Raw genomic sequence first — 9,732 nt, 5'->3', positions numbered from 1 at the left:
GCCGCATACCGGCCGCACCCCCCTCCGCACATGTTTCGCCGCGCCCGACCCTGTGCAGGGACCACCGTGTGACCTACGACGTCCGCGCCCTCCGCGCCCAGTTCCCCTCCCTCGCCTCCGGGACCGCACACTTCGACGGCCCCGGCGGCACCCAGACCCCCGCCCCGGTCATCCGCGCGATCACCGACGCGCTGACCGCCCCCCTGTCGATCCGCGGCGCGGTCGCGCCCGGCGAGATCAACGCCGAGCGCATCGTCGGGGAGTTCCGCCGCGCGGTGGCGGACCTCCTCGGCGCCGAGCCCGGCGGGATCGTGTTCGGCCGCAGCGCGACCCAGCTGACGTACGACCTCGCCCGCACCCTGGCCGCGCGGTGGCGGCCCGGCGACGAGGTCGTCGTCTCGCGCCTCGACCACGACGCGAACATCCGCCCGTGGGTACAGGCCGCGGAACGGGCCGGCGCGGTCGTACGGTGGGCGGAGTTCGACCCGGCGACGGGTGAACTGCCCCCGGAGGCCGTCGCCGCGGTCCTCACCCCGCGGACGCGCCTGGTCGCGGTGACCGGCGCGTCGAACCTGATCGGGACGCGCCCGGACGTGCGGGCGATCGCGGATGCGGTGCACGCCGCGGGCGCGCTGCTGCACGTGGACGCGGTCCACCTCGCCGCGCACGCCTCCGTCGACCTCGCCGCCTCGGGCGCGGACTTCGCGGTGTGCTCGCCGTACAAGTTCTTCGGCCCGCACCACGGTGTCCTCGCGGCGGACCCGGCCCTGCTGGAGACCCTGCACCCGGACAAGCTGGTCCCGTCCAGCGACGCCGTCCCGGAGCGCTTCGAGCTCGGCACGCTCCCGTACGAGGCGCTGGCGGGGACCACCGCGGCGGTGGACTTCCTCGCGGGCCTCGGCGACGGCAGCGGCGACCGGCGGGCGCGGCTGCGGTCGGCGTACGCGGCGATCGAGCGGCACGAGACGGCGCTGCGGGAGACCGCGGAGCGGGGGCTGTACGCGCTGGACGGGGTCACCGGCCACTCCCGGGCGGCGGTGCGGACGCCGACGCTGCTCCTGACGTTCCGCGACCGACCGGCCGCGGAGGCCTACCGCTTCCTCGGGACGCGCGGGGTGCACGCGCCGGCCGCGTCGTTCTACGCCCTGGAGGCCTCGCGGCACCTGGGCCTCGGGGACGGCGGCGGTCTGCGGGTGGGCCTCTCGCCGTACAACGACGCGGAGGACGTGGAGCGCCTGGTCGCGGGCCTCGGGGAGTTCCTCGAGAGCTGACCGGACCGCCCGTCCCGCCCGGGCCTCACAGCGGGTCCAGCCCGCCCAACTCCAGTGTGCGCAGGGTGAGTCGGGCCATCTCCAGGTGGCCGAGCGCGTTGGGGTGCGCGGCGTCGTCGATCCAGGCGATCGGGTCCTCCTCCCCGAAGTGCCGCCGCCAGTGGGCCTCGTGGTCGACGAGCAACGCGCCCTGCTCGACGGCGAGTTCGCGGACGGCCTCGCAGTACGCGGGCTGGGCGGCCCGGCGTCCGCGGCCGGAGTGGCCGACGACGACGGGGGTGTGGAGGACGACCTGGGTGCCGGGGGCGGCGGAGGCGACGAGGCCGCGCATCGCGTCGCGGAAGGCGGGCAGGCCGGCGGGCCCTTCGATGCAGTCGTTGGTGCCGAGGGAGACGGACAGCACGTCGGGGCGGAAGCGGGTGACGAGGTGGTCGGCGCGGCCGAGGACGTCCGCGGCGGTCCAGCCGGACATGCCGGTGTTCACCACGACGTCGGTGAGCCGGCCGAGCTGCCCCCGGACGCGCTCCTGTACGTGCTCCACCCAGCCCCGGGCGCCATGGGTGTGGTACACGGCCTGGGTGATGCTGTCACCTGTGAACACCCAGGTCAGGGGGGCGTCGTCCGGCAGATGCAGCATGTGTGTCCTTCCGAGGGCGTCGTACCGGCGGCCCATGATGCCACTGGGCCCGATGGGCCGCCGGGTCGGGACCGGGGACGTCAGTCACGCTTGACCGCGGTGTTCTGGGCCGCGGTGATCAGCCACCGCCCGTCACCCTGCCGCGTCAGGACGTACAGCGGCGTCCCCTCGTCGTCGGTCTCACCCCCGGCCTCGGAGGTCCGGTACACCTGCCGCACCTTCACCGCCGCGACGTCGGCGGTCAGGAACTGCAGGTGCGCCAGTTCGTACGTCACCTCCCCGTCCCAGGTCGCGCCGGGCAGGACGGCCCGGGTGAACGCGGCGATGGCGTCGAGGCCGATGAGCACCTTGCCGTGGCCGGTCGTCCAGAACGCGTCGGGGTGGAAGAGGGCGAGGAACCCCTCGGCGTCGCGGGCGCGCTGGGTGCGCTGCACGGCGGCCACGAGCCGGGTGATCGCCTCGGTGTCGGTGGCGGTGGCGGTGTCGGTGGTGGTGGCGGAACGGTCTGTGGTGGCGGCGGTGTTCGCGCCGGTCCGTGCGGTCATGGGGACGAGCCTGCGCCCTCAACTGGACTTGAGGTCAAGCGAGTCGATCCGAGGATTCGCCCGCCCCCCGGTGAACGCCGTCTTGCGGCCGGACGCACGCGTGGACAAGTCTGCTGGGGAGCGGCAGGGCCAGTGGTGCAGAACTCGACGTCCGGGATCCGCACGGGTTCGGGACAGCGGGTTCACGTACAGGAGCGGATCATCACCAGCACTCACACTCTGCGACCGGCCGGGACGCGGGACGCCGACCGGGCCTCCCCCGCCGTCCCCCGCCCGCGGCGGCCCTCCCCCGCGCCGCCCGCCCGCCCGGTCCGGGCGGGGCTCGCCGTCGCGCCGGGCGTCGTGGTGTCGCTGGCGCTCGGCGCGTGGGGCATCGGGCGCGAGGGGCGGATGTGGCGGGACGAGGCGGTCACGTACGAGGTCGTGCACCGGCAACTGCCTGATCTGTGGCAGTTGTTGGCGAACGCCGACGCGGTGCACGGGTTGTACTACCTGATCGTGCACGGCCTGTTCGCTCTCTGCGGCTCGCTCTTCGGCGCCGCCGTCGACCCCTTGCTCGTGCTGCGCCTGCCGTCCGTCCTCGCGACGGCGGCGGCCACGGCGGGGGTGGTGCTCGTCGGCCGCCTCCTCGGCCGGCCGCGGGCCGCGCTGCTCGCCGGGCTCGCCTTCGCGCTGCTGCCCCCGGTGCAACGGTACGCCCAGGAGGGCCGCTCCTACGCGCTGGTGTGCGCGCTGGTGGTGTGGGCGACGTACGTCCTGCTGCGCACGGTCGCCCGACCCGACCGGGCGCTGCGGTCCTGGGCCGGCTACGCGGCGCTCCTCCTCGCCGCCGCACTGCTCCACGAGTTCGCCGTCCTCGTCCTGCCGGCCCATCTGACGGTGGTCCCCCGGGTGGCCCGGCGGCGGTGGGCGTGCGCGGCCGCGGGGGTACTGGCGGGGGTCGCGCCGCTGGCCTGGGTGAGCAACGGGCAGTCCGAACAGGTGAGTTGGCTCGCGACCAGCGGGGTGACCCCGGAGACGGCGGTGCTCTTCGCCGTGGGTGTGCTGTGCGCGGCCTGCCTGGCCGGAAGCGGTGCGGCGTCCCGCGCCACCACCGCTGCCGCCGCGCGGTGGCCGTTCGCACGTCGGGCGGCGGCGAGGCGGCACCCCGTCGGCGTCGATGCGGCGGGGGGCACGGGTGTCAGGCGTGTGGGCGCCGGGCGTGTGGGCGCCGGGCGTGTGGGCGCCGGGCGTGTGGGCGCCGGGCCTGAGGGCCCCCAGCGTGCGCGGTGGACGACGCCGCGCGGGGTCCGCGGCCGATCGGGGTCGGTGGGGCGGGTGGCTCCCGCGTTGCGGTGGGCCGCGGTCCGCCCCGCGCCGGCGCTGCGCGGCCCGGCGCGGCGGGCGGTCGTGCTGCCGTTCGCGCTGCTGCTGCTGCCCGTGCTCGTGCTGCTGCTCGTGTCCGCGGTGAAGCCGCTCTACATGGACCGCTACGTGCTGTACGGCAACGCCGGGCTCGCCCTGCTGGTGGGCGCGGCGCTCGACCGGGCGCTCCGGGCCGGAGGCCGTCGGGCGGCGACCGCGGGGGCGGCGGCGCTCGTCGTGGTGGTGTCGCTGCTGCCGCTGTCGGTCCACCTGCGGACGCCGGAGAGCCGGCTCGACGACGCCACGTCCGTCGCCCAGGCGGTCGCCGCGACCGCGACGGAGGGCGACGGCGTGGTCTACCTGCCGGCGCGCCGCCGCGCCTGGCTGCTCCCGTACCCGCGGACCGCGGGCGGTCTGCGGGACGTGGCCCTCGACCGCGGGCCGCTCGCCTCGGCCACCCTCTACGGCACCGAACTCGCCCCCGACGCGCTGCGCGCCCGCATGCTGGCCCGGCCCCGCATCATCGCGGTCTCCGACCCCCCGGACGAGCCGCGCGACCCGGACCCCCGCGAGGCCGTCAAGCGCGAGGTGCTCCGGGACCACTTCGAACGCTGCGGCACGCTCGCCGTGCACGGTGCGCAGGTCAGCATCTGGGCTCGGCCGGGGCGGTGCTGAGAGCGGGGCGGGTCAGGTGTCGGCGAGGGGCCACTCGCGCAGCTGGCGGGCGACGGCCCCGACACGGACCGCTCCTGAGGCGACGTCGCGGATCAGGGTCGCCGCGGCCTTGGGTCGTGGTCGGAGTTCGAAGCCGTGCAGGCGAAGGTAGGCCAGGGCGGCGTACCAGGCGAAGGTCGGATTGGAGTGCTCCAGACACGGAAGCCTGATCAGGGTCTCGAGCAGGGCGGCCGTCTTGAGGTGCATGGATCCGTAGATATCCGTGTCCATGGCTCGGGCGTTGACCCGCCCGACTGCCGCGTACAGCGGCCCGAGGTCGTCGACCTGGGGGTCGCCCTTGACCGACTCCGCGGCGTGCAGCAGGAACGGAACGGTCAGGGGGTGGAACGGGTGCGGGTCGGATCCGGTCACGCGGCGCGCCCCTGTCCGACGTGCTCCCGCTCCTGCAACTCCATTTCGGCCCGCGCCGCGAGCTCGGCCGCGCGCTGCTCAGGACTCGGATCGAGATCCCGCAGCTCCTCGGCGAACGCGGCGCCGTACGCGGCCTGCGACTCCCGGAACGCCTCCAGGAAGCGCTTCTCCACGGCGGTCGCCCGGTCGTACGCCGCCGTGAGGATGTACTCCTGCATGCTGACCCCCTCCTCGTGCGCCGCCGCGGCGATCGCGGCGCGCTGCTCGGGGTCGGGGAATCGGAGGCTCATCGCACGTGTCTCGGACATGCAACCGACGGTACCAGTCATACCAAGTACCACGGTCGGCTTTCACCCGAACGGGTGGTCATTCGGATATCTCGCTTGAACGCGCCCGCCGACGCCTCCGCCCGGTTCGGCCCGCAGACCTACGTCCACCGGCCCGCGACCGGTTCGTCCCCGCGGCCCTGTCCGCGCCCGCCGCCGCTGCCTAGCGTGGTGATCACGACGACGGGAGCGGAGGGGCGCCATGCGGGACACGGGTGTGCTGGACGAGGCGTACGAGCGGTTCGCGAGGACCGGGCCGGAGTTCGGCGGGTACCTGAGCAACCACGGGCCGATGGCCGTCGAGGCGATGGTGCGGCACGGGCACGGCGGGTCGGTGCACCGGTGGGTCGACGCGTACGTCCGGCGCCTGGAGGACGCGCCGCGCGGACTCGCGCCGGTGACGGAGGAGGACTGGCGGGAGGCCCTGGGGGACGTCCGGCGGGTCGCCGACTGGACCGCGTACTTCACCCGCGAGCTCGACGGTCGGGAGTGGCGGACCGTCCTCGCGCGGTGGTGGCCGCGGTTGCTGCCGGGGATCGTCGCCGGTGCGACGCACGGCGTGATCCGGGTCGGGCACGCGGTGCGGACGCTCCTGGAAGCCGCCGAGCAGCCGCGGCCGGGGGATCCGCGCGTCGTCGAACTCGCGCACGCGCTGGCGTACTGGGCGGCGCGGTGGCAGCCCGTCGCGGGGGACGCCTCCGTCCGCACGGGGCGTCTGCGGCCGGCCGCGGCGCTCGCGGCCGTGCCGCCGGTCGCCGACCAGTCGCGCGGCATCGCGCACCGGGTCCCGCAGCTCGCGACCACCGCGGGCTGGCCCGACGCGCTGGGCCGGCTCGCCCCGGCCGCGACCCCGGAGGAGGCCCGCGGTCTCCTCGCGGAGCTCGCCGACGCTGCGACCGTGCACTACCTCGCGCACGGGCACGGCGACGCGGTCATGCTCGTCCACTCCGCGACCGCGCCCACCGCCGTCCTGCGGACCCTCCCCGCGTTGCCCCCGTCGCTCTGGGCGCCCGGTCTCGCCGCCGCGTGGGCCGCGACGGCGGCCGTCACCGCGGCGTACCGGCCACGCGCCGCCGCCCCCGCCTCCGCGCTGCGCGCGCTGACCTCTCCCCGCCCGGACCCCGCCGACGTCCTCTCCCGCGCGGTCGCCCACGGTGACGAGCACGCCATCAAGTTCGCCGACACCGCGCTCGACGCGCACACCCGCACCCACGACCCCCGCACCCTCGCCGCGGCCCTCCGCGCGACCCACCTGATCCCCCCGTCGCGCCGCTGACCGCGCACCACCCCCTGTCCGGTGCCACCGCGCGGACCGCGTTCAGGGGCGGCCCGCCAGGTCGGCTGCGGGGGGCGTGTGCGCCGGGCGCGTGCCGCGGAGGCGGGACGCGGCGAAGGCGGCGGCCGCGACCATGGTGAGCGCCGCGCCGGCCGCGGCGACGTTCATCCCGTGGGTGAACGCCTCGCGCGCGGCGCGGAGGAGGGGGCCGGCCGCGTCGGCGGGGAGGACCGACGCGAGCGCGGTCGCCCCGCCGAGGGTCTCGCGCGCGGCGTCGACCGCGTCCGCGGGCACCCCCGCGGGGAGCGCGTCGGCCATGCCGCGGCCGTAGACCGCCGCGCCGACGGAGCCGAGCACGGCCATCCCCAGCGCGCCGCCCAACTCCTGGCCGGACTCCAGGACGGCCGCGGCGGAGCCGGCGCGCTCCGGCGGGGCAGCGCCGAGGGCGAGTTCGTTGGCGAGGGTCATCGCGGCGACCAGCCCCCCGGCGTAGAGGGACGCCGCGGCGAGGCCGAACCAGAGCGCGGAGTCCGCGCGGACCTGGGTGAGCCAGAGGAACCCGCACGCGGAGACGAGGAACCCGCCGCCCATGACGTACGCCCGGTCCAGCCGCCGGGCGAGCGCCGCGGCGGCGGGGGCCGTGACGGCGACCCCGGCGGCCGGCACCAGACTCCACAGCGCGGCGTTCAGGGGGCTGTGCCCGAGGACGGACTGCAGGTACTGGGTGAAGAAGACGGCCATCCCGACCGTCGCGAACATCGCGAGGAGGTTCGCGACCACCGGCCCGCCGAAGGCACGCCGGCGGATCAGGTCGAGGTCGATCACCGGGTGCGCGACGCGCCGCTGCCGCCGCACGAAGACCGCACCGAGCAGCAGACCGCCGACGACGGCGAGCGCGGGCCCGGACTCGTAGCCGTGCCGCGCCCACTCCTTGACGCCGAGGACGACCAGCAGAACCGCACCGAGGGACAGCAACGCACCGGCTGCGTCGAAGGGTTCGCGATGCCGGACCGTGGACTCCGGTACCAGGAACGGCACGAGCAGCAGCAGGAGCGCCATCGCCGGCAGGTTGACGACGAACACCGACCCCCACCAGTAGTGTTCGAGGAGCAGCCCGCTGACCACCGGGCCGAGGGAGATGCCCGCCGTCATCACGGTCGTCCACAGCGTGACCGCCTTGGCCCGCTGGTCGGGCTCGTGGAACAGGTTGCGGATCAGCGCGAGCGTCGAGGGCATCAGCGCCGCACCGCCGAGCCCCAGCAACGCCCGTACGGCGATGAGCATTTCGGCGGAGTGGGCGTACGCGGCCGCAGCCGAGGCCGCGCCGAAGACCAGCGCGCCGGCGAGTACCAGCGTGCGCCGGCCGATCCGGTCGCCGAGCGCCCCCATCGTGATGAGCAGCCCGGCGAGCACGAAGCCGTAGACGTCGAGGATCCACAGCTGCTGGGTGGCGCTCGGGGCCAGGTCCTGGCTGACGTAGGGGATCGCGAAGTAGAGGACGGAGATGTCCATCGAGACGAGCAGCAGCGGCAGCATCAGGACGCCGAGGGCGATCCATTCCCTGCGGCCGGCGCGCGGGCGGGGTGTGTTGTCCATGCCGGCAGGCAAGCGGCGGCGGATGTACAGCGCAAGCGCTCCCCTAGTGCACCGGGTGGTTCGCAGCCGCTGAACTGGGACGACGGACGCTCGGTGCACTAGTACAGTGCGCGGATGGCCACCGAACCGCCCTACCTCCGGATCGCCTCCGACCTCCGCCGCCGGATCGCGTCGGGGGAGCTCGCGCCCGGTGACCGGGTCCCCTCCACCCGGCGCATCACCCAGGAGTGGGGGGTCGCGATGGCGACCGCGACGAAGGCGCTCGCCGCGCTGAACCAGGAGGGGCTGGTGCGGGCGGTTCCGGGCGTCGGCACGGTGGTCGCGGCGGAACCCGCCGCACCGCACGCAGCGCGGAACACGCTGACCCGGGACCGGGTCGTTTGCGCGGGCATCGCCCTCGTCGACGCCGAGGGGCTCGGCGCGCTCTCCATGCGGCGCGTCGCCACCGAGTTCGGCGTCTCGACGATGGCGCTGTACCGGCACGTCCCGAGCAAGGGGGAGTTGGTGCGGCTGATGTCGGAGGCGGTCTTCGACGGTGAGCCGCGGGGCCCCCGACCGTCCGGCTGGCGGGCGCAACTCGAAGCCGAGACACGGTGGTTGTGGGGCCGCTACCGTCGCCACCCCTGGCTGGCGCGCGCCATGGCCGCACTCACCCGGCCCACGGCCTCCCCGCACGCCATGCGGTACACCGAGCGCGTCCTGAGCACGCTGCACGGCCTCGGACTCTCCCCGGTCCAGGTCATCCACGTCCACCTCTCCCTCCTCGGATACGCCCAAGGCGTCGCCGCCGCAGTCGAGTCGGAGTCCCGGGCGCGGCAGGACACCGGTCTCAGCCCGGAGGAGTGGATGGCGGCGAACGAGCCCCGGCTCGACGCGCTCCAGACGGGCGGGGCGTATCCGATGCTCACCTCCCTCTTCGGCGAGGAGGAGTTCGACCTCGAACTGGACGAGCTGTTCGAGTTCGGCCTGGCCCGCCTGCTCGACGGCGTGGCGACGCTGGTGGCGAGGGCGGGTGCCGGGCCGGAGGCCGGGGAGGGGTGAGCGCGGAGAGCCCCGCCCCGGCGCCGGCGGCCCGAACGGACCTGCCGGCCAGGGCCGACGCCCGGCCGGCGGTCGTGTGCGCTCCGACGGCGTCACGAAAACCGCTGGAGCGCCGACGCGTTGCGCGGTTACCGTGCTCCCACCCCGCCGCACCACGTCGAGGAGGACGTTCCGTTGTACTGCCCGTGAGTCACCTCAAGCGCTGATCCCGAGCGCGCGCCGCCGTATGCCGCGCCGCGCCGCTCTCCGCTGCGGTCCTCACAGAAACCGGTGCATCCGCATGTCCACGCCCCGGGCCGTCGTGCCCACGCCGCCCACGAGCGCCGAGTCCCGCGCCCTGAGCGGCCCTCACCTCTCCGACCGCCCCGCCTGGCAGTCCCCCTACGGGCCGCCCCTGCGCCGCTCCCACCGTGGCCGGTGGGTCCCCGTCCCCGGCCTGACCGTCCCGCTCGCATCCCGCCAGTCCTCACCCCGGGCCCGCTGCGCGTGACCCCCCGTGAGGCCCCGCCGACGACGGCGGGGGCGCACCCCACCGCCCGCGCGGCGCGCGCACCCCGCCCCACGGACACCGCCCCGCGCCCGGTGGGCGGCGCCGGTTCGGTGACCCGGT

Annotated in this window: 9 protein-coding genes; 4 read left to right on the top strand and 5 right to left on the bottom strand. The window is 75.7% G+C overall.

The window, feature by feature from the left end:
- Positions 1–68 precede the first annotated feature (68 nt).
- Entirely contained in the window at positions 69–1,271 is a 1,203-nt protein-coding gene (locus ACFWEG_RS26520) for a cysteine desulfurase-like protein (RefSeq protein ID WP_387219960.1), read from the top strand.
- Between the two features lie 25 nt (positions 1,272–1,296).
- Here ACFWEG_RS26520 and ACFWEG_RS26515 read toward each other — a convergent pair whose 3' ends face one another.
- Together ACFWEG_RS26515 and ACFWEG_RS26510 are read right to left on the bottom strand one after the other, a co-directional pair.
- A complete protein-coding gene (locus ACFWEG_RS26515; RefSeq protein ID WP_387219958.1) occupies positions 1,297–1,908 on the bottom strand; it encodes an SGNH/GDSL hydrolase family protein in 612 nt (203 codons plus the stop codon).
- Between the two features lie 80 nt (positions 1,909–1,988).
- Positions 1,989–2,453: an SgcJ/EcaC family oxidoreductase gene (locus tag ACFWEG_RS26510; protein ID WP_387219955.1), complete on the bottom strand. Its 465-nt coding sequence runs from the start codon at positions 2,451–2,453 to the stop codon at positions 1,989–1,991.
- 132 nt (positions 2,454–2,585) lie between these two features.
- Here ACFWEG_RS26510 and ACFWEG_RS26505 point away from each other — a divergent pair, with 132 nt between their 5' ends.
- Positions 2,586–4,472 carry a hypothetical protein gene (locus tag ACFWEG_RS26505; protein ID WP_387219953.1) on the top strand — a complete coding sequence of 629 codons (1,887 nt, stop codon included), beginning with the start codon at positions 2,586–2,588 and terminating at the stop codon, positions 4,470–4,472.
- Positions 4,473–4,484: 12 nt separating this feature from the next.
- Here ACFWEG_RS26505 and ACFWEG_RS26500 read toward each other — a convergent pair whose 3' ends face one another.
- The gene (locus tag ACFWEG_RS26500) at positions 4,485–4,883 is read right to left on the bottom strand and encodes a fic family toxin-antitoxin system, toxin component (protein WP_387219950.1); all 399 of its coding nucleotides are present in this window, start codon (positions 4,881–4,883) and stop codon (positions 4,485–4,487) included.
- The gene (locus tag ACFWEG_RS26495) at positions 4,880–5,191 is read right to left on the bottom strand and encodes a hypothetical protein (RefSeq protein ID WP_387219947.1); all 312 of its coding nucleotides are present in this window, start codon (positions 5,189–5,191) and stop codon (positions 4,880–4,882) included. The genes ACFWEG_RS26500 and ACFWEG_RS26495 overlap by 4 nt, the downstream gene beginning before the upstream one ends.
- A gap of 220 nt (positions 5,192–5,411) precedes the next feature.
- Here ACFWEG_RS26495 and ACFWEG_RS26490 point away from each other — a divergent pair, with 220 nt between their 5' ends.
- Complete coding sequence (locus tag ACFWEG_RS26490) at positions 5,412–6,485, top strand: questin oxidase family protein (RefSeq protein WP_387219944.1); 1,074 nt, start codon at positions 5,412–5,414, stop codon at positions 6,483–6,485.
- A gap of 42 nt (positions 6,486–6,527) precedes the next feature.
- Here the strand turns inward: ACFWEG_RS26490 and ACFWEG_RS26485 are convergent, their stop codons facing one another.
- The gene (locus tag ACFWEG_RS26485; RefSeq protein WP_387219941.1) at positions 6,528–8,081 is read right to left on the bottom strand and encodes an MFS transporter; all 1,554 of its coding nucleotides are present in this window, start codon (positions 8,079–8,081) and stop codon (positions 6,528–6,530) included.
- Between the two features lie 114 nt (positions 8,082–8,195).
- Between ACFWEG_RS26485 and ACFWEG_RS26480 the strand changes: the two genes are divergently transcribed.
- A complete protein-coding gene (locus ACFWEG_RS26480; RefSeq protein ID WP_387219938.1) occupies positions 8,196–9,122 on the top strand; it encodes a TetR/AcrR family transcriptional regulator C-terminal domain-containing protein in 927 nt (308 codons plus the stop codon).
- Positions 9,123–9,732 lie beyond the last annotated feature (610 nt).

It is taken from the genome of Streptomyces sp. NPDC060194 (assembly GCF_042728285.1).
In the GTDB taxonomy this organism is placed as follows: Bacteria; Actinomycetota; Actinomycetes; order Streptomycetales; family Streptomycetaceae; genus Streptomyces.
The sequence above is the reverse complement of the archived record's forward strand: the minus strand, read 5'-3'. Positions and strand labels throughout refer to the sequence as shown.

What these genes read in the sequence shown, in the direction of transcription:
- ACFWEG_RS26515 (WP_387219958.1), bottom strand. Translation starts at nt 1,908, where the DNA reads ATGCTGCATCTGCCGGACGACGCCCCCCTGACCTGGGTGTTCACAGGT.
- ACFWEG_RS26510 (WP_387219955.1), bottom strand. Translation starts at nt 2,453, where the DNA reads ATGACCGCACGGACCGGCGCGAACACCGCCGCCACCACAGACCGTTCC.
- ACFWEG_RS26495 (WP_387219947.1), bottom strand. Translation starts at nt 5,191, where the DNA reads ATGTCCGAGACACGTGCGATGAGCCTCCGATTCCCCGACCCCGAGCAG.
- ACFWEG_RS26490 (WP_387219944.1), top strand. Translation starts at nt 5,412, where the DNA reads ATGCGGGACACGGGTGTGCTGGACGAGGCGTACGAGCGGTTCGCGAGG.
- ACFWEG_RS26485 (WP_387219941.1), bottom strand. Translation starts at nt 8,081, where the DNA reads ATGGACAACACACCCCGCCCGCGCGCCGGCCGCAGGGAATGGATCGCC.
- ACFWEG_RS26480 (WP_387219938.1), top strand. Translation starts at nt 8,196, where the DNA reads ATGGCCACCGAACCGCCCTACCTCCGGATCGCCTCCGACCTCCGCCGC.